This window comes from Halomonas sp. JB37, assembly GCF_002332255.1.
GTDB lineage: Bacteria > Pseudomonadota > Gammaproteobacteria > Pseudomonadales > Halomonadaceae > Vreelandella > Vreelandella casei.
This window is the reverse complement of sequence record NZ_NRGW01000001.1, coordinates 807,783-833,434: the sequence shown is the minus strand read 5'-3', so window position 1 is coordinate 833,434 and position 25,652 is coordinate 807,783. Positions and strand designations below refer to the sequence as shown.

The window sequence follows — 25,652 nt, the reverse complement described above, 5'->3', positions numbered from 1 at the left end:
AACTCGTCCTACAGCGTCAGAAAAAACTGTTCGTCGCCACGGCGCAAGGTAACCCTTTCGTCGCCGATAGCGGCAAGCACCCAGCCTTCCGGCAAAGATGCCCCCGTGTACAATCTCTCGCCTTTGGCACCAATGACATAAGGGTTATCACCCAGCCAAACAGCCTGAAAACGAAAAGTTGGCTGGTCAGCAATCAGGCTCAATTTGGCATTACTGACCAATACTTGGCTGCTGCCGTAGCGCTGATCGAACCAGCGCTGCACTCCCTGCCAATCCTCATGCCGCTCGGGCGCGAATTCGCCCGACACTACCAGATGGTTGCCGGCATCGCTCACCTGTAGCCCATCAAGATCAGCCTGTTTCAATCGACCCTCCAAGGCCTCCGCAGGCGTTTCGTGCTGATCGCTTGTCAGTGCCGCCTCTACCGCTTGAGGATATAAAGTAGCGGTCGAATGTAGAGCTTCGGCAGAAATATTAGCGCCCGCTTCGTCCACTCCCACTAACTGATAAACGCCAGCGATACCGATAATTGTGCAAAGCGCAGTTAACACGGCTCCACGTCCAACTCGCTCGCCCCCGGAAGAATGGCGTCTTCGCGACAAAAGCTTATGCGGCAGCGAGTCACGGGTGGCGCGCAATGCTGACTCAACTGCCTCGTAAGCCGATCGCAAGGCGGGCGGCAAAGAGGTCTCAGGACGCGAGAGTCGCAGCCGGGCGTCCCCCATAGCGAGAGTCGTAGGCAAGTCGATGCGCCGCCCAGTGCCTTGCGCCAGCGTTTCGCCGCCAATGATAACCTCCCCACCAACTGCTTCAATTGCTACCATCCGGGCGTGAAACCGCAGGATGACATGCTCAGCAGCGACACCCTCATCGCAGAGCATCACATCCGCCGGCTCCGCAGCGCCGATACGGCATACAGCTTGCTCCAGGGACACAGCTACGCCCTGATGAACACCCCCAGTCACTTGAATCGTCGAATAAACACCTGCGGACGGAGTGAATAACGAACCAATAGATGTCGTGAAAGAAGAGGCCATGAGCAAATACCTATCAATAAACCTCCTGCCTGCTGCTACAAATTACTTCCAGCGGCTGGCAAGAGGAAAATAAAACCGTTGAGACTACAAAAGCGTTATCAACAGCCAGCGGCGGCAAATACCACCACTGACCGATATGATGGCAATCCTCAGTTGTTTGGACGAGAGGACTTGGCGGTATCAACCTCCGTATTACCCTCCGTCTTGGCCTTGCTCACTTCCATGGATTTTTGAGCAGCTTCTTCGAAGACCTGCTTCAGTTGGCCAACATCAATACCTCCACCGCCGCCGTCACCACCAGCAGGAGGAACACCGTTCTCTTTCTTCGGTTTATCAAATGTAAACATTACCATCTCTCCTTTTATTCATGTTATGCCTCCATTGGAGTCAGAAGGCATAGCTTGTAAAGCACTTCTATAGAATTACAAATGCAGAGCTAGAAACCTAACTCAAAGCTCGTGAGCTGTGAGCCAACCTCGTTTTGATCAAATGAATCCACTTGGAGTACATTGATCATTTTTGTGCAAAAAAAATAGAGCTGCACAATGAAGCTAATACTTAATGTAGTTTAATCGTCAGACAACGCAAGGCCAAAATACGCTAAATGGACATAAAATCATGAGCTATTGGTTGGCAATATTAAATTCTGGCTTGACATGAACCGGTAAGAAAATAATTATAATTAGGAAAAAAGGGGGCCTAATATTTGCCCCTACCGTGCTTCAATTAACTCCCTTCGCCACTCTTAACAAATAGTTTCTTGACGACCAGGTTTCACCTGACGCCCTGCTGAGATTATTCTATGAAACTATATGAAACATCTATGAGATCAGGGGCAATTCGGCAGGGTACATAACGACATTGAAAGTCTCATATCACCTCCCCCCAGACCTGCAGCTTTTGTCCTTAATGAACAAAGCCAGCTTAGCAGTACCGTCTGAGCATTAGCTTCAATCAGTCGGTAATGCTCCCTCAAGTGCTCTCAGAACTAAAAACAGCCAAGCTGCATCATGTTTTTCTAATTAAGACAACGTTTTTACAGATAGCATGAATGGCTTTCAAACAAGCCTGTCGATAAAATCTATGGCAAACCATCAAGAGCTTTCACGTGAATGGATTGAGAACTAATTTCCCAGAGGACGAAATCTATGCGCGATGATGACCAATACTCCCATACTGAAGAGCAGCTGCTGTATCTTCAAAAGCGGTTAGACGAGGAAGATACAAGCGCGTTAAAAGCGCTTTTCACTGAGCTCGACACCTTAGAGATTGCGCGCACACTTGAGTCTTTTCCTGCTAAAACCCGCGACTTGCTTTGGGAATACATCCCTGAAGAATTCATTGGTGAAGTGCTGGCAGAAGTCGATGAAGAGATTCGTGCCGACTATATTGAAGATTTATCGGCAAGCGACGTAGAGCAAATTGTTAAAGGGCTGGATGCGCAAGAAGTCGCAGAGGTATTAGATGTTGCTGCCGAGGCTATCAAAACCAGTGTTTACGCCAGTTTAGACCAAGAGATTCGCGCGCAAGTTGAGAACCTTCACGCCTATGAAGACAATGTGGTGGGGCGTTACATGGATCCTGAAACGGTCAATGTAAAACAAGGCGTCTCGCTAGAAGCCGTGCAACGTTATATTCGAATCTACCACCTGCTTGATGATGAATCGCAGCAAATTATGATCACCGATAAGGATAAGCGCCTGCTTGGCACCCTGACCTTAATTGACTTAATCAAACAGCCACAAGATGCCGTGGTTGATGATTATATGGATGATTTTTTTACCCTCAATGACCAAATGAAAGTCGGTGACGCGGCAGCATTATTGCGCTCTAAAGAACTCCACTTTGTGCCGGTCTGCGATAGTGACGGCTTATTGGTCGGCCAGCTAAATGCCACTGACGTACTCGAAATCACGCAAGATGATGCTGACATGACGTTAAAGCATTTGTCGGGCGTCAGTGACGAAGAAGAAGTCTTTACCCCGATTATGCGCAGCGCGAAAAGCAGGGGTATCTGGCTGGGCATTAACTTGTTGACGGCCTTTTTAGCGGCGTTTGTTATCGGCCAGTTTGAAGCCGTGCTAGATCAAATCGTTGCCTTGGCCATCTTGATGCCGGTCGTGGCCAGCATGGGCGGCATTGCCGGCAGCCAAACCCTGACCGTGGTGATTCGTGGCTTGGCACTTGGTCAGCTTGCAGGAAATAATAAACGCTGGCTGTATAACAAAGAGCTGTGGGTGGGCATGAGTAATGGCCTGGTGTGGTCGTTAGTGGTCGGCTTTATTTCCTACCTGTGGTTTAGCGACCCGCTGATTACGCTGGTGATCACACTGGCGATTTTTATCAATATGAGCCTGGCCAACGTATCGGGCGTACTGATCCCACTGGTATTGAAAAGACTGCAAATTGACCCGGCCCTTTCGGCCGCGGTGATTTTAACTACCGTTACCGATGTAGTGGGCTTTTTATCTTTCCTAGGCTTAGCCACGCTGATTATTTTGTAATTTTTGCTTCTTAGGCAGACGCTGGAGCGCTTTTGAAAAGACGTCCGCGTCTGGTCATAAGTTGCCTATACCGTCACCCACTGCCCTGCCTGGTCGGATTTTTCGATGGCATCAATGAGGTAATTCACGCGGGCAGCCTCACGAAAATCAGGATACAACGGGCGGTCGTTAACAATCCCTTCAATCAAGTCACGTACTTCGATAATTTTCTGGTCATTATAGCCCAAACCATGGCCAGGCGCCGGGCTAAACGCCGCATAGTCGGGATGTTCAGGGCCCGTCAACAACGTCGTAAACCCGCGGCGCCCATTCGGTCCCTCGTGGCGATAAAGCTGTAGTTCACTCATACGCTCTTGGTCGAACACAATGGCGCCTTTGGTGCCGGTTAGCGTGTAGGCAAGGCCCATTTTTCGCCCTGCCGCCACGCGTGACGTTTCGATATTGCCAATAAGCCCGTCACTGAAGCGCAGCATTGCTTGCGCTTGATCGTCGTTTTCAACCTGGGCCATCCCGCTACCATCTGCCTTTGGACGCATGGGAATCACCGTCTGTAGCTGACCACATACCGATGTAATGCGCTGGCCAGTCAGAAACTCTGCCATATTAAGAATATGCGAGCCGACATCGCCTAACGCACCAGCCCCTGCCGTGGCACGCAGCGTATGCCAGTCGTTGGGTTTTTGAGGGTCAAGTAGGTAGTCTTCATTGTGCCGCCCACGGAAATGGATCAGTTCGCCAATTTCACCACTTAGCACGATTTCTCGCGCCAGCTGAGTGGCTGAATTACGAATATAATTAAAGCCAACTAGCGTTTTCACTCCAGCACGCTCAGCGGCCGCGACCATCTCGTCAGCATCCGCGGCGCTTAGCGCCAGCGGCTTCTCCGCATACACATGCTTACCAGCGGCAATGGCTGCAAGCGCCATTTCTTTATGCAAGAAGTTAGGCGAGCAAATATCCACCACGTCTACGTCGCTGTCCGCTACCAGCGCACGCCAATCATCTGTGGCCCTAGAAAATCCCCAAGCACTCGCCCGGCTTTTTGCCATCGAAAGATTTACATCCGCCAACAGCTCACACACGGGCTTAGCGGGGAGTTCAAAAACGCTAGGCGCTGCGTTAAACGCAATGGCATGCGCTTTACCCATAAAACCGGTGCCAATGAGACCAATTTTAATCTCTTTCATCACACACCTATAATAATCAATGAATAAGTAAATAGGACATGCTGCATTAAGAAGGCTGGCTGACCAGCGGTGCTTTACCTTTTAGCTTTTCCAGCGTAATGGCTTCTATTTCTTCCAGCTCGTAGCCTTTGGTTTCTGGCACAAAGCGCAGGACGAAAAATAGGCTGAGAAGGCTAAACGCCGCATATAGCCAGAAACTGAACCCCCCATTAAACAAGGCTTGCAGGGTGGGGCTGCGGTCCATCATCGGAAAGGTTTGTGTCACGATAAAACCAGCGAGCCACTGGCAGGCCACAGCCAGTGCCATCGCACGTGATCGAATACGATTAGGAAATAGCTCTGAAATCAGTGTCCAGCATACGCATCCCCATGAGATGGCAAAGGACACCACATAAATAATGAGACACACTAACGCCGCATAACCCACCATTTCGAGATAGAAGGTGAGGCCAAGTAGCGTCATGCTCAACGCGCTGCCTATGGTGCCAACAACGAGCAATGGAATGCGTCCCACCCGGTCAATTAGCAGCATGCCTAATGCATTACCCAGGACGAACGTCACCCCCATAATGGAGGTTTGTAACAAAGCCGACTCGTGATCGCCGGTGACTTTGCCAAGCACTTCCGGTGCGTAATACATCACCACATTGATACCGGTAAACTGCTGGGCCGAGGCGATAAACACCCCAAGAGCGACGATGCCGAACAAACCCGGCGTCAGCAGGCTCAACCGCGTACTGCGGCGAATGTCTTGAAACGAGCGATTGATGTCATTCATGACATGATCGATATGATGCGCCGGGGTGAATCGGGCAATAATATTTCTTGCCTGTTCCTGTTTGCCACGTAACACCAGCCACCTGGGTGACTCTGGAATTAACGGTAATAGCAATGCAAACAGCAGAGCGGGAATAACTTCAGCCCCCAGCATCCAACGCCAGCCAACATCTTGTAGCCATGTTTCGGTGACGCCTTTGGCGATAAAGTAATTAACAAAAAAGACCACCATTTGGCCGAAGACAATCGATTGTTGGAAAAGACTAACCGTTCGACCTCGCAAATTGCTTGGCGATATTTCTGAGATATACATGGGTGCAATGACGCTGGCCAAGCCTACGGCGGCTCCGCCAACAATACGCCAAAGGCTAAATACCATGAAATTTTCAGCGAGAGCTGATCCCGCAGCAGAGGCAATAAATAATAATGCTGCGATTAGAAAACTGCGTTTCCTACCAAACGCTAACGCGATTTGGCCCGCCCCAATGGCACCCACCACACAGCCCACGACAACAGAAGAAACAGCCCACCCCGTTTGCGCGGGCGTCAAGCTGAAGTAGCTAGAAATAGGGCCAATTGCACCGGATATAACAGCGGTGTCATAGCCAAATAATAGTCCGCCTAGCGTCGCTATCAGGCTGACTCTGATGATATAAACCAATTGTTTGGTTGTGAGGTTTATAGAATTCATTATTGCACCCACTCTTATAAGCATTCTTTAAGCCATCAAAGGGCGGTTGCCTAACGATTAACGCTGGCAACTCCCCGTGTGTCTTTTATTAATGAGATGTTTTACATCGTGGGCATTGAGAAATGGTTGGTCTCTTCGCGAATACCGCTAGGCCAGCGTTGCGTAATCGTTTTCATACGCGTATTGAAACGCACTCCATCAGGACCATGCATGTGTAAGGGGCCGAACAAAGAGCGCTTCCAGCCACCGAAGCTGTGGAACGCCATAGGCACCGGGATGGGTACGTTGACGCCCACCATGCCTACCTGGATTTGTTCGCAGTATTGACGAGCGGCATCGCCATCGCGGGTAAAGATCGCCGTACCGTTGCCGTACTCGTGGGCATTGATCATCGCGACGGCATCGTCGAAGCTTTCCACACGAGTGATCGCCAATACGGGGCCAAAAATTTCTTCTGAATGAATACGCATGCTGGGCGTCACGTGGTCAAACAGGGTGCCACCAATGAAGTAGCCATCGCCGGCACCATCAATGACGCTCTCGCGCCCATCGACGACCAACTCAGCCCCTTCGTCTACGCCGGTCTGGATATACCCCGCCACTTTGTCGCGGTGCTCACGGGTAATTAACGGACCCATATCGTTATCAGGACCATCGACCAAGCCGGGGCCAACCGTTAGCTTATCAAGCTCCGCCACCAGTTTTTCACGCAGGCGCTGGGCGGTCTCTTCGCCGACAGGCACAGCAACAGAAATCGCCATACAGCGCTCACCCGCCGAGCCGTAAGCGGCGCCCATCAGTGCACTCACCGCCTGGTCAAGATCCGCATCGGGCATAATCACCATATGGTTTTTTGCCCCGCCCAGTGCTTGAACGCGTTTGCCGTGGGCGGACGCCGTGGCGTAAATGTATTCAGCAATCGGCGTGGAGCCGACAAAGCTCACCGCCTGCACCCGCTCATCCGTCAGTAGTACATCCACCGCTTCTTTATCCCCGTTGACGACGTTAAAGACGCCATCCGGTAGCCCTGCTTCCGTTAACAGTTCGGCTAAGCGTAACGGCGTAGAAGGGTCTTTTTCTGATGGCTTCATTACAAAAGTATTGCCACAGGCCAGCGCAATGGGGAACATCCAAAGCGGCACCATGGCGGGGAAGTTAAACGGCGAGATACCGGCACAGACACCCAGCGGCTGCATCATGGAGTAGCTATCGACCCCGGTGCCCACGTTCATGGAGTGCTCACCCTTTTGTAGATGCGGAATGCCGCAGGCAAACTCGACCACTTCCAGGCCACGCGTAACTTCGCCTTTGGCATCAGAAAACACCTTGCCGTGTTCGCTGGAAATAAGGCGCGCCAGCTCGTCAGTATGCTGCTCGACCAATTCTTTAAATTTAAACAGTATCCGGGCACGCTTAAGCGGTGAGGTTTTGGACCAGGCGCCAAATGCTTCATCCGCTATGCGTACAGCTTCTCGCGTCTCGTCAGCAGATGCCAGAGCGACCTGAGCGCTTTGTACTCCCGTAGCAGGATTATAAACCGGCGCAAAACGCTCACTGTGATTTGAAAGGCGCTTGCCCTTTAGAAAATTCGATAACGTCAGCATAAAAATTCCTTAATTAAACAGTAGCGGTAACAGTGGCGTCGGCAATATCAAACCCTGCCTGCTCGGCAAGTTGGCGTAAGTTGCGGTGGCCCAAACGGGCGTAGGTCAGCGGGTGAGCTACCTCTGGGTCCTGTTCAGCTTCAACCACCAGCCAGCCTTGATACCCTTGTTCACAGAGATGCGTTAAGGCAGGTAAGAAATCGATATCGCCATCGCCCGGCACCGTAAACATGCCGTCAAGCACGCCATTTAAAAAGCTCTTATCGCGATTACGCACGGCTTCCAGCACCGGGAAGCGCAGGTCTTTACAGTGCACGTGGTGGATGCGATCGCTGTAGCGCTTGGCAATGGCGAGCGGGTCACCGTCGGCACCCCGCAGGTGGCCAAAGTCCAGCAATAAACCGACATCTCCGCTGGTGTTATCCATCAAGCGTTCGACGTCTACCTGGCTTTCAATCACCGTGCCCAGGTGATGGTGATAGACCAGCTGTATGCCTTGCGATTTAAGGTAGTCGCCGACCACATTCAGCCCGTGGGTAAGGCGCTGCCAATCGGCTTCGGCCAGGTGAGGACGCTGGGAAAGCGGGCGCTGCTGATCACCGTGCACACAGTGAGTGACTTCACACAACACCATGACCTTAGCACCGCACTGTTTGAGCAAATTCATGTGGTCTTGTATGGCTTCAATCTCTTCTTCAGGGCTACGCGCTAGCAACTGTGCCGAGTACCAGCCAGACACCAGTGCGAGGTTGTGGCTATTGAGCACTTGCCCCAAAGCATCCGGCGTACGCGGAAACTTGTTGCCCAGCTCAAAGCCGCTAAAGCCTGCTTCGCGCCCTTCTTTCAGGCAGGTTTCCAGGGAGGTCATCGCGCCTAAACTAGGTAGGTCGTCGTTCGTCCATGTGAGCGGATTAATGCCTAATGTTACCGTGGGCATAATGTGATTCCTTATGATTGTTTAAGCATGCTCGACTAACGCGCTTGTTGCTGCTTGGCATCGCGGTAGCTCTGGTAGGCCGAATTGACCGCTTCCCGTTCAGAAACTTCGGGCACGGCCACTTCCCACCAGGCACCGCCTTCTTGGGTGCTGGGTAGCGGGTCGGTATCCAGGGCGATCACATAGGTGGTTTGAGACTGGCGGGCACGCACAAGTGCTTGCTCAAGCTCGGCAATACCGGTGACTGACTCAGACGCGCAACCTAAGGATTTGGCATGCGCAGCAAAGTCGGTTTTGGGCGCGCCAGCTTCGACCGTACGGCAATCTTCGAGCAGGTTATTAAAGCCTGCGCCGCCAGTGGCCTGTTGAAGGCGGTTAATACAGCCATAGCCGCGGTTATCCAACACCACCACTATCAGCTTGTGACCCAGCATCACCGAGGTCGCAAGCTCTGAGTTGTGCATCAAATAGCTGCCGTCGCCAACCATGACCACCACTTCGCGCTCGGGCTTGGCCATTTTTACGCCCAGCCCACCGGCAATTTCATACCCCATGCACGAGAAACCATACTCAACGTGATAGCTGCCGGGGCCTGAGCATTGCCAGAGTTTATGTAGCTCACCCGGCAGTCCGCCGGCAGCACACACCACGGTCGAGTCATCGCCTGCCTGACGGTTAACCGCGCCGATCACCTGGGCGTCGGTCGGCAATACCAGCCCTTGGTCAGCCGTCACGTTATGGACGACATCGGCCCATTCGCGCTTGAGCGGTGCGGTGCGTTCTCGCCAACTATCCGGCGCATGCCATTCAGCTAGCTCAGCGTCAAGCTGCTGCAAACCCACCCGTGCATCGCTGATAAAGGGCAGCGCATGGTGCTTGAGGCTATCAAAACGGCCGACGTTAAGGGCAATGAGCGTTTTCTCACCGCTTTCAAATAAGGCCCGCGACCCGGTGGTGAAATCTTGCAGCCGTGTGCCAATCGCCAGAATGACATCCGCCTGCTTCGCCAACTGGTTGGCGGCAGCGCTACCGGTCACGCCAATGGCGCCCACCGCACAAGGGTGGCGGTCCGCCAGCGCGCCTTTGCCTGCCTGTGATTCGGCAACCGGTATGCCATGCGCCTGGGCAAAATACGCCAGCGTTTCGCAAGCATCCGCGTAATGCACCCCGCCACCGGCAATGATCAACGGGCGCTTTGCCTGCTTAAGAGCAGCAACCGCTTGCTGAAGCTCATCCTGTGTTGGCGGCGCGCGGCGAATGCAATGCACCCTGGGGGCAAAAAAGCGTTCGGGGTAATCATAGGCAAAGGTTTGTACATCTTGAGGGAGTGCCAGCGTTGCAGGACCACAGTGCTCCGGATCGAGCAGCGTAGCGATAGCCTGCGGCAAGCTCGTTAGCAGCTGCTCCGGGCGGCTGATACGGTCGAAATAGCGCGACACGGGGCGAAAGCAGTCGTTAACGCTGATTAAAGGGTCGCCAAAATGCTCGACCTGTTGCAGCACCGGGTCAGGCGCTCGGGTGGCAAACGTATCTCCCGGCAACAGCAGGATGGGCAGACGATTAGCGTGTGCTAAGGCCGCGGCGGTGATCATGTTGGTGGCGCCCGGACCAATGGAACTGGTGGCCGCCATCAGTCGCTTGCGCCCATTGGCTTTGGCAAACGCAATCGCCGCGTGTGCCATTGTTTGCTCATTGTGGGCGCGAAACGTCGGCAATTGGTCTTGAACGTGGTAAAGCGCTTCACCTAATCCTGCCACATTGCCATGGCCAAAAATCGCAAACACGCCTTCAAACAGTGCCACCTCTTGACCATCAACCTCAATACGTTGCGCGGCCAGATACTTAACCAACGCCTGGGCCATGGTCAGTCGAATAGTGCTCATTACGCCTCCTCCGAGTGAAGCAACGTGTGCCGCTGGCTTTCGCGCAGCTGCTGCCATGCCTGAATCAGCTCGGCATAATTAGTAGCTACCCGCTGCACCAGGCCGGCATCATCAATACGCCCTGCCAACCAATCGCGGCTGGCGCTGGCAAACAGCGTGCGCCCAACGGTAAAACCTTTGCAGCACGCGTGTTTAGCGGCTTCTTCAAAGCCGCGCTTCATGTCATCCATGGGCGCGTCTAGCCCGAGCAGCACCACGCCGCGGCAATAGCTATCTTCTCGGGCGATGATCGCGCCCACTGCCTGCCAGGCCGCATCAGACATGGCGGGAAGCTTCCACCAGTCGGGATAAATGCCCAGGTTGTAAAGCCTCTGCAGGCTGCGCGGCAGCACGGTGGTGTCGCTGGGCATATCAGCGGGAGGAATGATCTCGATCAACAGCTCCAGCCCATAGGCACACGCGGCCTGATACAGCTGACGCAGGCGCTCTTCTTGCTCAAGACGCAGCGACAGTTCGTCATCAGGGTGATAGAACACCAGGCATTTAATGATGTGCTCGCGTGGCCAGTGGCGCAGGCAAGCACCTAAGTCGTCGCCGTGTTGAAAGCGCAGCGGGCGAGAACCGGGTAGCTCTACCGGCCTGCCAATCCACCAGCCGCGGCCACTTGCCAGGCTTAGCGCCTCTTGACCAAATACGTCGTCAACCAAAATCGCGGGCGTGGTGATATTGCCTAGCCGTGCGCCTTCTTGAGCTGCCTGCACAAGAAGCTCTTTCAGCACAGGCAACCGTGCAGGGTCGGTGTGTTCATCACGGGCCATATCAGTGAGCTGGCGGCGATGGTCAAACGCCAGCCCCAGCACTTCAGGCCATTGGGCCGGCACGCGTGTGGTCACTCGGTGCAAATGGTTCAGACGTTGATCGATATCGGGGCGCAGCACCTCATCGCGGCGGGCTAAATAATCCAACAACTCATCTTCTGTCGGCATTGCAGGGGCGCAGCCATGACGAGAAACCACCAGTGCCCCGCAGGCGTTGGCATAATCGGCACTGGTTTGCCAGGATTCGCCGCGCAACCAGCCGCGTAATAGCCCGCTCATAAAGGCGTCACCGGCCCCCAGTACGTTGAGCACCTCGACCTGTACCCCTTTCACCAGAATGCCGTCTTCGATGCGCTCGGGAATCGCCCCTTCTAATACTACGCAGCCCAGCGGCCCCAGCTTGCACACCAGCGTGGCATCGCTTACTTGACGTACCGCACGCAGGGCCGACAAAGTATCCGTACTGCCGCCGGCAATGTGAAACTCCTCCTCAGTGCCGACGATCAGGTCAAAATCAGGCAACCAGCGCTGTAGGTCTGCGGTAACTGAATCATCGGCGATAAAGCGTGTTTCACCATCGCCTGGGTTGGTCAGCCCCCAAAGAACGGGGCGATAGTCGATATCTAAAACACGTTTAACACCCGAGTTAGCCGCCGCCTCCAATGCCTTGCGACACGCCTTGCGCGTGGTGTCGGTTGAAAGGTGGGTGCCGGTAATCGCCAGCGCCTTGGCCCTGGCGATAAAGTCTGGGTCGATAGCATTAGCATCAATGGCCATATCGGCGCAGTCGCGGCGATAAAACAGCAGCGGGAAACTTTCGCTATCCTTAAGTGCCAGCAATACCAGGCCGGTATGGCGCTCAGCATCCGTTTGTAGCGCAGACGTATCAACGCCCGCTCGCGCAAGTTCTTCGCGCACAAACTGCCCCATCTGCTCATCACCCACCCGTGACAACATGGCTGATTTTAGCCCTAGGCGTGCCGTGCCATAAGCCACATTGCCGGAGCTTCCACCTAGATATTTAGCGAAACTGGCCACATCTTCCAAACGACTACCAACCTGCTCGGCATATAGGTCGACAGCTACGCGTCCTAAACAAATGAGGTCTAACGATCGCTGGTGCGTGTCGTTGTTAAGCATAAACGTCTCCCCCACGCCACTGATCGTGGCATTGGTTATAAGTGGTCAAAGGCCTAACGGTGTCTTATTGAATTGACTCGGCCTTATAGTGAAAAGGCAGACCGAAAGCGTTCCAGCGCTAATTCGTCATCCTCGGCGGCCCAGCCTTCTAAGCCCACCGTGCCGCGATAGCCAATGTCATTCAGCGCGTTAGCAATGGCTGGATAGTTAATTTCGCCGGTGCCCGGCTCGCAACGCCCAGGCACATCAGCCACCTGCACTTCGCCGATGTAGGGCCCGCAGCGGCGAATCAACTCGATTAGATTGCCTTCACCAATTTGGGCGTGGTAAACGTCCAACATGATGCGCAGGCTAGTCCGGTCAACGCTTTCTACCAGCGCCAGCACATCGGCCAACCGAGCAAACGGAACGCCGGGGTGGTCAACGTCGGTATTGAGGTTTTCAAGCACAAAGGTAACGCCGTGCTGCTCGCCTAAATCCGCCAGCCGGTTCAAGGTTTCCCGCGCTTTGAGCCACATAGCGCCGGTCATCTCTTGGCAAGGCTTAACGGGCAACCCATTACCATCTAGCCCGGTGCCGTGAAGGTTAAGGCGCGGGATACCCAGGCGCTTGGCGACTTCTACCGACTCGGTGGCGGTGCGCAGCAGTTCATCAGCCCCGGCGGCGTCTGCCAGGGTGCCGCTGACATAGCCGGTCATGGATGAAAATGTCGCCCCGCTCTTGGCGAGTGCATCAATGTCGTGCTTAGTCCAGTCCCAGATTTCGACTTGGAAGCCCCGCTCAGAAATACGCTTAATGCGCTCCATCATGGGCAAATCGCAGAAGATCATTTCAGCACAGACGGCCAGCGTGAACGGCGATGATGGTGTTAATTGATTCATCATGCTTCCTTAGTAGCCGCTAGCAGTTCGCGGTGAAGATTGCTCAGTGCTGCTTGTTACATCGGCAGGCTGAGTGTCTTGATCAGCTAAGCTGGCTTTCTTGGCTTTATCGTCTCGTTGGAATTCCGCAAGCTCTGCATCCAGGCTTTCAAGCTCTGCGCCACCTGCCATCATATTGAGCACTTCTTCGCGGCTGACTTCCTCTTTGCGGAAGGAGCCTAAACTGCCGCCGCGTGACAATAGGGTGAACGCATCGGCCACTGGGTAAGCATGGTGGACGTTGTGGGTAATAAAGATGACCGCAAGCCCATCCGCACGGGCTTTAGCAATGTAGCGCAGTACCACGGAGGCCTGCTTGACCCCCAGCGCTGACGTGGGCTCATCAAGAATCAGCACTTTGGCGCCAAAATAGACGGCACGGGCAATCGCCACACACTGGCGCTCCCCACCGGAAAGCGTGCCCACTGGCTGGCTTGGGTCGCGTACATCAATACCGATTTTAGACATTTCCTCCTTGGCAACCCGGTCGGCGTATTTCCAGTTGATGCGCTTGAACGGCCCCCAGCCCACCGTCGGCTCACGACCCATAAAAAAGTTACGGGTAATCGACATTAAAGGCACCATCGCCAGGTCCTGGAAAACGGTGGCGATACCGGCGTCGAGTGCGAAGGCGGGTGACTTAAAGCGGGCAGGCTTACCATCCAGCAGCATCTCGCCGTGAGTGGGTCGATGGACGCCTGACAGGGTTTTGATCAGAGTAGACTTACCCGCGCCATTATCTCCGAGTAGGCACATTACCTCACCGGAATAGACCTGCATCGAGATATCACTTATGGCGATGACACTACCGAAGTGCTTGCTGACGCTGCGCATTTCAATCATTGGAGTGCGTGTAGTCATGTTATTTAGCCTCCATCGCCTTTTTGCGCATGTAGTTGTTGAATAACACCGCCACCAGCAACATCACGCCCAGAAAAACCTGGAACCAGTCAGTATTGACACCGGTGTAGAAAATTCCCATTTGCACCATGCCGAAAATCAGCGCCCCCAGCGCGGCCCCTATCGCAGACCCATAGCCTCCGGTCAGCAAAGCGCCACCGATCACCACCGCGATAATCGCTTCCAGCTCTTTTAGCAGGCCACGGATGGTGTCCGCCGAACCGGTGTCCATCACCTGAATGCAGGCAAAGATGGTGGCCGAGAAAGCGGTGAACATGAACAGTGAAATCTTGACGCGATGGACGGGAACGCCCGAATTGCGCGCCGCATTGGCATCGCCACCACTGGCGAAGATCCAGTTACCGTAAGGCGTGCATAGCAGCACCCAAGTCGCTACAGCGGTTAAGCCCAGCCACCAGACAATAGACACAGGAATGCCGGTGACCGTGGGATTGCCCGCAAAGTTGGTCGCCATCCAGCCATTTGCCGCCATCCAACTAAATAATCCCGTAGCGACTTCTCCAGAGAAAAGCGCCGCGAACCAATCTCCTGGGATATGCTCCTGCACTCCCCCCACCTGAGTACGCCCCGTCAATAACCGGCTAGTACCGATAGCCAGGCCACGCAGAATGAACAGGAAGCCCAGGGTAACGATAAATGACGGTAACCCCGTTTTATTGACCAGATTCCCGTTAATCCAGCCCACCAGGCCCGCACAGGCGAACGCCATTAAAATAGCGGCCCACAGCGGCCAGCCATACTCCACTGCAGGAATGGCAATCAGAATGCCTGCCAAACCAATCATCGAGCCAATCGAGAGATCAAATTCTCCGCCGATCATCAGCAGCGCGGCGGCCGTGGCGATAATGCCGAGCTGAGCGGCGACTTCAAGAAAATTAATAATACCCGCTGGGGTAAACATCCCGGTGCCACTGGAAGCCGCTATAAAAAAGGCAAGCACCAGCACGGCACCGGCCAGCGCCCCCAACTCGGGACGGTTAAGCGCTTTCTTCCAGAGAGAGACTCTCTGGATACGCTCATCTTGCTCAGCCGCTACTGGCGCAACCGATGGTTTCGTTTCAGTGGAACTCATGGTGACCGACTCCCAAGGCTCGACATCGCCGAGCCTTTTCCGATTAGGTAGTTATCAACGGATGCCCTGGCTACTTAACTCAATAACCTGTGCAGCGTTTTCTTGAGTGACAAACCCAGGGCCGGTGGCAACATCCCCTGCGGGTAGCAGTCCATTCTTGACGAACTGATCTAGGAACATGACGGGCAAGTAGCCTTGCATGTACTGCTGCTGGTCGATCGCGAAGTCCAGCTCGCCCGCATCAAGGGCTTCCAGAATGCCAGGCGAGAGATCAAAGGTAGCTAGAGTGAACATCTCGGTAGCGCCTTGATCGCGCATGGCACTAATCATTGGCTCAGCGGCTAGGGCGCCTAGCGTTAACACACCGCGAACATCATTGTTCTGATTAAGATAAGCGATAATGGCATTTCGGATGGCCGTGGGGTCGTACGTCGTTGCTAGCTGCTCGGCGTTACCGTCAAAGCCATCGACAAAACCGTCACAACGCTGATCAAGCCCCTGATTGCCTTGCTCATGGTTAACGCAAACGCCTTTCTCGACGCCCATCTCTTGCATGCGCTCGGCGGCTTGGCGGCCCGCCTCATACTCGCTTTGCCCGATATGCAAGCGGGCACCGTAATTGCGCGCCACGTCGCCTCCGGAGTTAATCGTGATAACGGGAATGCCGTTATCCACCGCATTTTGAACAACGCTGCCGAGTGCACTTTCATCGGTGAAAGAAAGGATTAAACCGTCTGGCTGAGACGCCACCGCCGCCTCCACGAGCTGCTGCATCTTGGCCATGTCGAAGGTTGAAGGTGCACGATACTCAAGCGTTGCACCCACTGTTTCAGCGGCCGCTTCTGCGCCATTTTTAACCACTGACCAGAAAGGGTCCGAGGGAACACCATGGGTCACCATGACGAAGCGGTTCTCTTCTTGTGCCTGACCTTGTGCTTGCACCTGTGCGGCCCCCGCCATTAGCGCGGTGGTGGCCGCTGAGGCTAAGAGCCATTGAGGCCAGCGGGATAGAGATAGACGTGCCATAAATAATTCCTCTTAACATTATCGTTGTTGGTCGGGAAGCGGCATTTAATGCCTTGGCGCTATGAAATATAGATTCCACATCGACCCTATTGCAAACTATTTATTCTATACTTTGGTATTATTGGAATATTTATTTCACTTGAACTAGACTACATAGCAACTCGCCATTTGGCTCTGAGATTGCCAAGTGGCGCACAATCTAACGCTGAGGAATGTTTATGCAGCAGCCTCCACAAAAGCAGCCTCAAAGTTATCGCGAGCTGGAAGCGCTAATGAGTACTGAGTACGCCACGCTGAGCAAACGCTTGCAGCAAACCGCGCGCTTTATGCTCGATCATCCTCAAGAAGTCGCACTCGCGACCGTAGCGAAAATCGCTGAGCAGGCCGATGTCACCCCTTCCACGTTAATTCGCTTAGCCAATAGTTTGGGGTTTAAAGGCTTTTCTGAAATGCAGCAGCTGTTTCGCAGTCGCTTGGTAGATGAGCTTCCCAACTACACTGAGCGAATTCGCGCGGTGCGCAGCGCCACCGGAGAAACGCCCGACAGCACGCAGCTACTATGGGAATTTGCCGATGCTAATCGTGCCGTTTTAGAGCAATTGCCTAGCCGCATTGACCCAGAAAGCCTGGAAAAAGCGCTGGATATTTTTGAAAAAGCCCATGCTATTCATGTGATGGGGGCACGGCGCAGTTTTGTGGTGGCTAGTTATATGACTTATGCCCTGGCACATGTGGATAAGCCCGCGTTGCTGGTTAGCGGATTGGGCGGTATGTACCGCGAGCAGTTACGTGCAATGAGCCAGCACGATGCTCTCTTAACGATTAGTTTTTCGCCCTATGCCGAAGAGAGTCAGCGTGCGTGTGAAGGTGCTAAGCAACGGGGCTTGCCTATCATCGTAATTACGGACTCCCACCTTAGCCCACTCGCAAGTTTTGCCGACGTGGTCTTTGTGGTTAACGAAGCCGAAGTAAAAAGTTTCCGTGGTCTAACTGCCTCACTGTGCTTGACGCAAGCCTTGGCAATCAGCCTGGGAATGCGTCAGGACAAAGCACGCGAAAAAGCCATTCAGCAAGATCAGCAACGCAACCCCTAAACACGGACATCCGCATAGACGCGGCTACAATTACAATAGGAGAAAGACGATGAGACTTGCACTCATTGGTGCTGGACGCATTGGCAAGGTGCATGCCCAAGCGATTCATTCACACCCCGACGTAACGCTGGCTGCCGTGGCTGACTTTTACGCTCCCGCCGCCGAGGCGTTGGCAAATCAGTATGCAAGCCAAGCCGTCTCTGTAGACGCTATTTTTGCAGATGACAGCATCGACGCAGTGCTAATCGCCTCTAGCACGCCCACCCACGCCGAGTATCTAGAACGTGCAGCGCGCGCAGGCAAAGCCGTTTTATGTGAAAAGCCGATCGCTCTGGATTTAGCCCGCACTCGTGATGCCCTTCAAGTGCTTAGCGAGCACCCTGTGACCTGCGCGCTGGGCTTTAACCGCCGACATGATCCCCAGTTTTCGGCCCTTAAAAAAGCGGTTACCGAAGGACGTATTGGTGCATTGGAAACGCTGACAATCATCAGCCGCGACCCCTCTCCCCCGCCTGCCGAATATATAGCCGAGTCCGGCGGCCTGTTTCGGGACATGATGATTCATGATCTTGATATGGCCCGCTGGCTGCTAGATGAGCCGATAGAAAGTGTTTTTGCCGTAGGCAGTAGCATCATCGACCCAGCCATTGGCGAAGCAGGTGATGTCGATACGGCTATGGTCACTCTCACCACGGCCAGTGGAAAGCTCTGCCAAATCAGTAATTCGCGTCGTGCCTGCTACGGCTACGACCAACGTATTGAAGCCTTTGGTAGTCAAGGTATGCTTCAGGCACAAAATGAAAGCGATACTCGTCTGCGCTTCACCGGCGAGGCAGGACAAATAGAAGATAAGCCTCAGTGGTTTTTCTTAGAGCGCTACGCACAAGCGTACCGGCTTGAAATCGGTGACTTTGTTGATGCCTGGCAGGAGAACCGCGCGCCGCTTGCAGGCGCACAAGATGGTTTAGAAGCGTTGCGTTTAGCCGATGCCGCCGAGCTCTCGTTGCGAGAAGGCCGCAAGATTCTACTGCAGACTGACACAGCCTTTACTAAATAAAGGAGCAACGCATGTCATCACTACTAGTACGCCCCGCTGCCCCGGATGAAAAAGGCACCGTTATTAACGTTACCCCCGCCTCTGCAGGCTGGGAGTATGTCGGTTTCCGTGTGCATAAACTCGCCAAAGGAGAACGCCTGGAAGCGAGCACTAACCACCAGGAAGTATGCCTCGTACTGCTGACGGGACGTGCGAATGTGGCAAGCGGCGAGCACTCTTTCGAGGACATCGGCGAACGGATGGATATTTTTGAACAGATCCCTCCTTACGCCGTTTATCTACCCAACGACGTTAGCTATCAAGTGGAGGCCACCACGGATCTGGAGCTGGCGGTCTGCGCGGCCCCAGGCCACGGCAATCATTCGCCACGACTGATTGCCCCGGACAACATCAAACAAAGTACACGTGGGCAGGGTACTAACACGCGCCATGTGCACGACATCCTGCCTGAAGGCGAACCGGCAGACAGCCTGCTGGTGGTCGAAGTGTTTACCCCCGCCGGCAACTGGTCAAGCTACCCACCCCACAAACACGATGTGGATAACTTACCCCAAGAAACCCGGCTGGAAGAGACCTACTACCATCGCATTAACCCTGCCCAAGGCTTTGCGTTTCAGCGTGTTTATACCGACGACCGGTCTCTTGATGAAACGATGGCCATCGAAAACGGTTGCTGCGTACTGGTGCCCAAAGGCTACCACCCTGTGGGTGCTGCTCATGGCTACTCGCTCTACTACCTTAATGTAATGGCAGGCCCTAAGCGTGCTTGGCAGTTCCATAACGACCCCGATCATGAGTGGATGATGGAAAGCTAAATCGACGCTCAGTTTTTCAACATCCTGCTTTTCGATAGCCTGCTTTGCCTGCTAACGACTGTCTAATGCTATGCTGTTGTGCCTCGCTCACGCGGGGCTTTTTTTTACCACCCCTTTAAAGCATATAGAGGCCCCTCATGCTGCCCGACTACTCCGTTATCGCCTGGCTGTTGATTGTGTTTTCCGTCTACCTGACCGGCATCTCAAAAGGTGGTTTTGCGGGGGGCTTCGGTACGCTTTCAGTGCCGTTGATGGCGCTGGCGATTAGCCCCGCTCAGGCAGCGGGCCTGCTGCTACCACTATTGCTGGTCATGGACGTATTCGCGGTAAAAGCGTGGTGGGGCAAGCATGATATAGCCGAAGTCTGGCGCTTTGTGCCGGGGCTGTTCGTCGGTGTTGCGGTAGGGACGCTGTTGTTCGACCGCCTAAGTGAAGAAGGCTTACGTCTGACACTGGGTGCTATCACCTTGCTGTTTGCCGCTTACATGCTGCTTAAACCCGTCGCCAAGAAACCTATTTCCACCCGATGGGCGTTACCGGCTGCCACCATCTGCGGTTTTACCAGTTTTATGGCCCACGCCGGTGCGCCGCCGCTGAACGTGTATATGCTGCCGCGCAAACTGGCCAAAGAAACCTTTATCGCGACCTGCGCGGTGACGTTTGCGGTGGTTAACGTCATTAAACTGGCGCCATACATGTGGCTTGGCGAGATTAACGTGACCAGCGCCTGGGCCTCGCTGGTGCTGGTGCCGATTGCCTGGATTGGGGTGCGTAACGGCTTGTGGCTACAAAGCCGAGTTAACGAAAAGCTGTTCTATCGTTTAGTAATTCTGGCGATGTTTTTAGTAGGCTTTAACTTGATATGGCAGGCGCTGACATAGAAAAATGCTTATCTAAAGCGCGAGGCGACACAATGTGCGAGGGTGTTCGCCAGTTTAAGCATGGCCACCCTTCTACACTCGCTACCTCAGCCAGCACTGGGTCGGGGTTCACCGCTACAGGGCAGTCAACGTACTGCAATAAGGGCAAGTCGTTACGTGAATCAGAGTAAAACGTGATGTGACTAGGCGTTACCTGTTGTTCCGCTAACCACTGTTGAAGACGTAAGACCTTTCCGCCGCGATAAGAAAAGATGCCCTCGCTCCCGCCGGTATAGCGTGCTTGTTCATTAATACCGCTTTCGACACTAGGCTCTACCGCCAGGACGTGGTCAATACCTAGCGTCACCGCCATGGGCGCCACCAAGTGGCGGGAAGAGGCTGAAATCAGCACCATTGTATCGCCAGCCTGGCGGTGCGACTCCAAACACGCCCATGCTTGGTCGAAAATACGCGGCTGCAGGTGGGTCGCAACAAACCGCTCGACCTCCTTTTGAACATCAACAACACGGCGCCCGCGCAGCGGCTTCAGCGTCATCGCCAGATACTCTTCAAGCTTAAGCTTTCCCGCGTGGTAGGCCCGCTGCATCAGCTCTGCACGCGCCATAAAGGTCTCGGCATCGCTGATCCAACCTTGCTCTATCATCCATAGGTTCCAGCGGGCGCTGCAGTCTCCGTCCAGAAGCGTGTCATCAAGGTCAAACAAGGCCAGGCGCATAGCGGCACTCCTCTCATCGTGGGCTCGCGGTGCGTAGAGTATGCCAAGGGCCATGACAAAACGATGACGCTGCTAATCCCTCTCTTTATCGCTCTCTTTATCCCTCTCTTTATCCCTCTCTTTATCCCTCTCTATCAGCGCTCGGTAACGCATCCCGCCATGAGTAAGTCGGTGCGAAACCGACAAGGCGACGTGCTTTGTCATTGCTATAGAAGGTTTCGAACTCGCCCATCTCGCGCCTGAGCGGCACGTTCGGGTAAAAGCGTTCAATCACCTGGGCATTCGTCAGGCCAACCGAAAGATCGTTATTGGCAACATTGAAGACCTCGTAACCCAGGCCATCTGTCTTCAGGCAACAGTCGACCATCTGCCCCAGATCACGCGCATCAATGTAAGCGAAGATATTGCGCTGGCGCATAGCCGGTTGATCTAAAAAGTCCGGAAATAGCTCGGCGTATTCATGCGGCTCAATAACGTTATTGATTCTTAAGCCGTAGATATCGATACCTGAGCGCGCCTGAAAGGAACGCGCCGTTACCTCATTAACCACCTTGCTCATAGCGTAGCTGTCCTGAGGAACGGTGGGATGCTCCTCATCAACCGGCAGATAGTCCGGTGTCTTCTCACCATCCGCAAAGCAGATGCCGTAAGTGGTCTCGCTGGAGGCAAAAATCACCTTAGGAATACCTAGCCGAGTGGCGGCATCCAGCACGTTATAGGTACTGAGTGTATTGATACGATAGGTTTCATTATCCGGCCGGTGCAGGATAGCGGGAATGGCGGCGAAATGGACAATAGCATCGTAACGCGGCACGCCGGTGCCCGGTTCAAGCTCGTCGATCCCTGCGTAAGCTTGGCATGCATTAAACACCTGGCCAGCGTCCGTCAAGTCGACCTTCAGAGTGGTGATACCGGGCACGTCGGACACAATCCAATCCAGATTGGTGACTCGGTGGCCCTGATCGCGCAGGTAGGCCGTCGCATGACGACCGGCCTTACCGCTGCCGCCAGTGAAGAGAATTCGCATGGAGACTCCTTAATGAACAGAACGAACCATTCCTCTTTAGCAAAGAAATGCCCAGGACTGACTGATCGAAGGCAGGGCTTACTAAAAGGACTTGTGCACTGGATTAGGAGGTTAGCCGCGCGGCTACCAAGAGTATCAGTTAAGCATCCAGGCACTTTCAAAGCAGCCTGGATGCTGCCTTATGGCCAATCCGTGCGTTTATTTATTCATAGCTTCAGGCAAGTAGAGGGCGATGCCGGGAAAGATATGCATTAATGCAATCGCCAGCAGCATCAGTAGGAAAAACGGCAGCGTGGCCTTGGTAATGGTCAGAATATCTTTACCGGTTAATCCTTGAATCACGAACAGATTAAAGCCAACTGGCGGCGTAATCTGCGACATTTCAACCACTACGACCAGGTAAATACCAAACCAAATCAAATCGAAGCCCGCAGCGCTTACCACCGGCATAATAATCGCCGTGACCAGCAGAATCAGCGAGATACCGTCGAGAAAACACCCCATCACCAGCAAAAGCAGGGTCAGTGCTACCAGCAGCATGGTGGGTGAAAGCCCCATTTCACTAATCGCTTGAGCCAGTTTCATGGGCACTTGAGTAAAGCCCATCGCCGAGGTTAAAAATGAGGCGCCGGCAATAATAAACGCGATCATGCAGGCCGTACGGACAGCGGCAAACAGTGAGTTTTTGAAGATATCGCGATCAAAGTGACCGTTAAAACGTGCAATCACAATCGATAGCACCACACCCACCGCAGCCGCCTCAGTGGGCGATGCTAACCCACCATAGATTGAAAAGACAATGCCGCCGATCAGTAGCAAAATAGGGACGAGTGACCACGTATTACGCAGCTTTTCCGCAAAGCTCATGTCCGACTCATCTTCACCGGTAAGCCCTTCACGATTGCCTTTAAGCAGCGCCCATAAAATGAGATAGGTCATAAACATTGCCAGGATCATTAAACCGGGGCCAATGCCTGCCATAAACAGCCTGGAGATCGACTGCTCAGTCACCACACCGTAGACGATCAGCACGATAGACGGTGGAATCAACAGCCCCAGCGTCGAGGCGCTGGCCAGCGTACCAATCGCCATATTGCTGTCGTAGCCCCGTCGTTCAAGCTCTGGTAGCGTCATCTTGCCCACCGTAGCGCAGGTCGCCGCGGAAGAGCCGCACACCGCAGCAAACATCCCGCTGCCAATAATATTGGTATGAAGTAAACGGCCAGGCAGTCGATTCAGCCAGGGTGACAGGCCGCGAAACATATTGTCGGCAAGGCCTGAGCGAAACAGTATTTCACCCATCCAGATAAACATAGGCAGTGCGGTAAGGTCCCAGCCGTAGCTAGCCCCCCAAAAATCTGAGGCTAAGATCGATCCTGGTGAGAACGAGCTGAAGAACTCTAATGCTATCCAGGCAGTGCCGATCAGCGCGAAGGCGATCCACACCCCGCTGCCAAGCAACAGCATAAGAGTAAGAATGGTAGCCAAACTTAGTAATAGCACGCGGGCGTCTCCGGAATAAAAAGCATGGGCTGAGTAAGTACAAAGTGAGTTGTCATAGACTTAGCAGACATAACCTCAGTGCATCTCACTGTCATCCGTCGCGGTGGCCTCGCGAAAGCTCGAGGGGTCGCGGGCGGCGATGCGCAATGCCATCAACAAGGCTTCGATAAGGGCCAAACACAGCAGGCCGACGCTCGTCGCCAGCACGGTTTGGGGAATCCATATCGGAATCGACAAAAATCCTGAGGAAACATCGTTATACGCCAAACTTTCTCTTGCCAGCTCAATCAGGCCGTAACTCAGTATTAGGCTGATCGCCAGCGCAATAATTAAACAAAATACTTCAAACCAAACGCGCACGGCCGATGGCAGACGTCCAATCAGCAGCGTCACACGAATATGGGCATGGTGCACAAAGGTGTAGGCTAATCCTAAAAAGGTCGCCCCTACCAGCAGGTAAGAAGCCAGTTCCGAAACGCCGGTAATACTTAAACCCAGGCGGCTCAAGCCAACCAGTACAAGCAGAGCATCTATCAATCGAAAGGTCACCTGGAACGCGATGAGCGCACAGATAGCCACCATACACGCCGCTGCTCCCCAAGCTCCCAGGCGATAGAGTTTGTCGAATTTAAACGTCATATTCACAGTCTCGCGAAGCACATGGGAAAAACAGAGGGTCTGGCCAAAGCCAGCCCCTCACAAGAGCTATCAAGATGAGGATTAGCTATCCCGCTGATCGCGATAAGCTTCCAGTGCCTGCTTAGCTTCGTCATTGGCACGAGACTGCCAGTCTTCAAAGAGCTTGTCGCCAGCCGACTGTAGGGCAGCGGATATGGCTTCATTAGGCTCAGAAACCGCAACACCTTTCTCTTCCAACGTGACCAAACTAGCATCGTTATCTTCTTGGCTCATCTCCCAGCCACGTTTTTCAGCCTCAGCGGCGGCTTCCATTAACGCGTCCTGAGTCGCTTCATCCAGCCCATCAAAACTACGCTGACTCATGAATATTATATTTTTAGGCAGCCACAGGTTGGCATTGGTGTAATCCGTTACATAATCCCACGCGGCCATGGAACTGCCGGTGGAGCTGGAGGTAATCATGGCATCCACTCGGCCAGTGCTGAACGCGGTGGGAATATCCGATTCTTCGGTTTCTGTGGGGCTGCCACTCAAGTAATCGACGAAGCGCTGGGTATTGATGTTAGGAGCACGAACGCGCAACCCTTCAAACTGCGCAGGATCTGTGAGTGCTTCTGCGGTGTAAATACCTTGCGCGGGCCACGCAACCGCATACAAAGGAATCAATCCTTGATCAGCAAATAGCTCGGTAATCATGGGCTTAGTCGCTTCCCAAAGCGCGTAGGCATCATCATAGCTACCCGCTACGCCTGGCAGCGTGTCGACTTCAAAAATAGGGTCATCGTTGGACAGAACCGAGAGAAACACTTCACCTGCATCAATAGTGCCCCGGCGGACCGACGGCTTAATTTCCCCATGAGCGACCAATGCCCCCCCGCTATGAACGGTGATGGTCAGCTCACCATCGGTAGCTTCTGCCACATCTTCGGCGAACTGCTTGGTATTTTGAGTGTGGAAGCTAGCATCGCCATAGGGCGTGGCCATAGTCCATTCGGCAGCGTGAGCCGTGACCGTTAAGCCGCAGGCAGTTGCCAGTAGCAGTGTAGACGTTAGTGTTTTGCGCATCTTGAGAACCCTCTTATTCATTTTATTAATGTGTTACTTCTGTAGTAGTACCAGAGGAGGCACTGGAAGTAATCCAACGCCCGGAGAAACGTGTTGTTGTAATATCCATTCGCCCTCTGAGCATAGCGCTTGGGCAGGCCATACGGAATGCTCTAGCAATGGTTGACTGATAAAATAAGCGTTGTCGTACTGCCAGCCCTTTAAACAGAGTGATGACGCACGTGACGATGCATTAACCATGCAATGTTGAGGCCACTTTTAACAGTGACTACAGCCAACGCTTTTATCACGCCCTGCTGCTAGCGCTAAAATATATCGCGCTCAGCGATTAATCATTTT

The 25,652-nt window shown here is 53.7% G+C and carries 22 protein-coding genes; 5 read left to right on the top strand and 17 right to left on the bottom strand.

Annotation, left to right across the window (positions count from 1 at the left end; all coding sequences use genetic code 11):
- Positions 1-8: 8 nt before the first annotated feature.
- Positions 9-1,037: an EscD/YscD/HrpQ family type III secretion system periplasmic domain-containing protein gene (locus CIK78_RS03990; protein WP_096277439.1), complete on the bottom strand. Its 1,029-nt coding sequence runs from the start codon at positions 1,035-1,037 to the stop codon at positions 9-11.
- Positions 1,038-1,186: 149 nt separating this feature from the next.
- On the bottom strand, positions 1,187-1,384 hold the full coding sequence (locus CIK78_RS03985; RefSeq protein WP_096277437.1) for a hypothetical protein: 198 nt from the start codon (positions 1,382-1,384) through the stop codon (positions 1,187-1,189).
- 801 nt (positions 1,385-2,185) lie between these two features.
- Between CIK78_RS03985 and mgtE the strand changes: the two genes are divergently transcribed.
- On the top strand, positions 2,186-3,541 hold the full coding sequence (gene mgtE / locus CIK78_RS03980; RefSeq protein WP_096277435.1) for a magnesium transporter: 1,356 nt from the start codon (positions 2,186-2,188) through the stop codon (positions 3,539-3,541).
- 65 nt (positions 3,542-3,606) lie between these two features.
- Here mgtE and CIK78_RS03975 read toward each other — a convergent pair whose 3' ends face one another.
- From CIK78_RS03975 to CIK78_RS03930, 10 genes are all read right to left on the bottom strand, one after another.
- A complete protein-coding gene (locus CIK78_RS03975) occupies positions 3,607-4,728 on the bottom strand; it encodes a Gfo/Idh/MocA family oxidoreductase (RefSeq protein ID WP_096277433.1) in 1,122 nt (373 codons plus the stop codon).
- 46 nt (positions 4,729-4,774) lie between these two features.
- Positions 4,775-6,196 (bottom strand): sugar porter family MFS transporter, encoded by a 1,422-nt coding sequence (locus CIK78_RS03970; RefSeq protein ID WP_096277431.1) that lies wholly within the window; start codon positions 6,194-6,196, stop codon positions 4,775-4,777.
- A 101-nt stretch (positions 6,197-6,297) separates the two neighbouring features.
- Positions 6,298-7,800, bottom strand: coding sequence for a CoA-acylating methylmalonate-semialdehyde dehydrogenase (locus tag CIK78_RS03965; RefSeq protein WP_096277429.1), 1,503 nt, complete (start codon positions 7,798-7,800; stop codon positions 6,298-6,300).
- A gap of 13 nt (positions 7,801-7,813) precedes the next feature.
- Positions 7,814-8,737 (bottom strand): myo-inosose-2 dehydratase, encoded by a 924-nt coding sequence (gene iolE, locus CIK78_RS03960; RefSeq protein ID WP_096277427.1) that lies wholly within the window; start codon positions 8,735-8,737, stop codon positions 7,814-7,816.
- Between the two features lie 35 nt (positions 8,738-8,772).
- Positions 8,773-10,620 carry a 3D-(3,5/4)-trihydroxycyclohexane-1,2-dione acylhydrolase (decyclizing) gene (iolD, locus tag CIK78_RS03955; protein ID WP_096277425.1) on the bottom strand — a complete coding sequence of 616 codons (1,848 nt, stop codon included), beginning with the start codon at positions 10,618-10,620 and terminating at the stop codon, positions 8,773-8,775.
- Complete coding sequence (gene iolC / locus CIK78_RS03950) at positions 10,620-12,578, bottom strand: 5-dehydro-2-deoxygluconokinase (RefSeq protein WP_096277423.1); 1,959 nt, start codon at positions 12,576-12,578, stop codon at positions 10,620-10,622. Before iolC ends, iolD begins: the two co-directional genes overlap by 1 nt.
- An 83-nt stretch (positions 12,579-12,661) precedes the next feature.
- Positions 12,662-13,459 carry a TIM barrel protein gene (locus CIK78_RS03945; protein WP_096277421.1) on the bottom strand — a complete coding sequence of 266 codons (798 nt, stop codon included), beginning with the start codon at positions 13,457-13,459 and terminating at the stop codon, positions 12,662-12,664.
- Between the two features lie 9 nt (positions 13,460-13,468).
- Positions 13,469-14,359, bottom strand: coding sequence for an ATP-binding cassette domain-containing protein (locus tag CIK78_RS03940; RefSeq protein ID WP_096277419.1), 891 nt, complete (start codon positions 14,357-14,359; stop codon positions 13,469-13,471).
- Between the two features lies 1 nt (position 14,360).
- Entirely contained in the window at positions 14,361-15,491 is a 1,131-nt protein-coding gene (locus CIK78_RS03935) for an ABC transporter permease (protein WP_096277417.1), read from the bottom strand.
- Positions 15,492-15,545: 54 nt separating this feature from the next.
- A complete protein-coding gene (locus CIK78_RS03930) occupies positions 15,546-16,517 on the bottom strand; it encodes a sugar ABC transporter substrate-binding protein (protein WP_096277415.1) in 972 nt (323 codons plus the stop codon).
- Between the two features lie 218 nt (positions 16,518-16,735).
- Here CIK78_RS03930 and CIK78_RS03925 point away from each other — a divergent pair, with 218 nt between their 5' ends.
- The 4 genes from CIK78_RS03925 to CIK78_RS03910 all read left to right on the top strand — a co-directional run bounded on the left by CIK78_RS03925 (position 16,736) and on the right by CIK78_RS03910 (position 20,364).
- Complete coding sequence (locus CIK78_RS03925; protein ID WP_096277413.1) at positions 16,736-17,611, top strand: MurR/RpiR family transcriptional regulator; 876 nt, start codon at positions 16,736-16,738, stop codon at positions 17,609-17,611.
- Between the two features lie 49 nt (positions 17,612-17,660).
- On the top strand, positions 17,661-18,668 hold the full coding sequence (gene iolG / locus CIK78_RS03920; protein WP_096277411.1) for an inositol 2-dehydrogenase: 1,008 nt from the start codon (positions 17,661-17,663) through the stop codon (positions 18,666-18,668).
- An 11-nt stretch (positions 18,669-18,679) separates the two neighbouring features.
- Positions 18,680-19,483 (top strand): 5-deoxy-glucuronate isomerase, encoded by an 804-nt coding sequence (iolB, locus tag CIK78_RS03915; protein ID WP_096277409.1) that lies wholly within the window; start codon positions 18,680-18,682, stop codon positions 19,481-19,483.
- 137 nt (positions 19,484-19,620) lie between these two features.
- A complete protein-coding gene (locus tag CIK78_RS03910) occupies positions 19,621-20,364 on the top strand; it encodes a sulfite exporter TauE/SafE family protein (RefSeq protein WP_096277407.1) in 744 nt (247 codons plus the stop codon).
- Here CIK78_RS03910 and CIK78_RS03905 read toward each other — a convergent pair.
- The 5 genes from CIK78_RS03905 to CIK78_RS03885 all read right to left on the bottom strand — a co-directional run bounded on the left by CIK78_RS03905 (position 20,336) and on the right by CIK78_RS03885 (position 25,313).
- Positions 20,336-21,079: an HAD family hydrolase gene (locus tag CIK78_RS03905; protein WP_096277404.1), complete on the bottom strand. Its 744-nt coding sequence runs from the start codon at positions 21,077-21,079 to the stop codon at positions 20,336-20,338. The genes CIK78_RS03910 and CIK78_RS03905 overlap by 29 nt on opposite strands.
- A gap of 121 nt (positions 21,080-21,200) precedes the next feature.
- Complete coding sequence (locus CIK78_RS03900; protein WP_096277402.1) at positions 21,201-22,106, bottom strand: NAD(P)-dependent oxidoreductase; 906 nt, start codon at positions 22,104-22,106, stop codon at positions 21,201-21,203.
- Between the two features lie 198 nt (positions 22,107-22,304).
- Positions 22,305-23,609: a TRAP transporter large permease subunit gene (locus CIK78_RS03895; protein ID WP_096277400.1), complete on the bottom strand. Its 1,305-nt coding sequence runs from the start codon at positions 23,607-23,609 to the stop codon at positions 22,305-22,307.
- A 75-nt stretch (positions 23,610-23,684) separates the two neighbouring features.
- On the bottom strand, positions 23,685-24,248 hold the full coding sequence (locus tag CIK78_RS03890; RefSeq protein ID WP_096277398.1) for a TRAP transporter small permease: 564 nt from the start codon (positions 24,246-24,248) through the stop codon (positions 23,685-23,687).
- 81 nt (positions 24,249-24,329) lie between these two features.
- Positions 24,330-25,313: a TRAP transporter substrate-binding protein gene (locus tag CIK78_RS03885; protein ID WP_096277396.1), complete on the bottom strand. Its 984-nt coding sequence runs from the start codon at positions 25,311-25,313 to the stop codon at positions 24,330-24,332.
- Positions 25,314-25,652 lie beyond the last annotated feature (339 nt).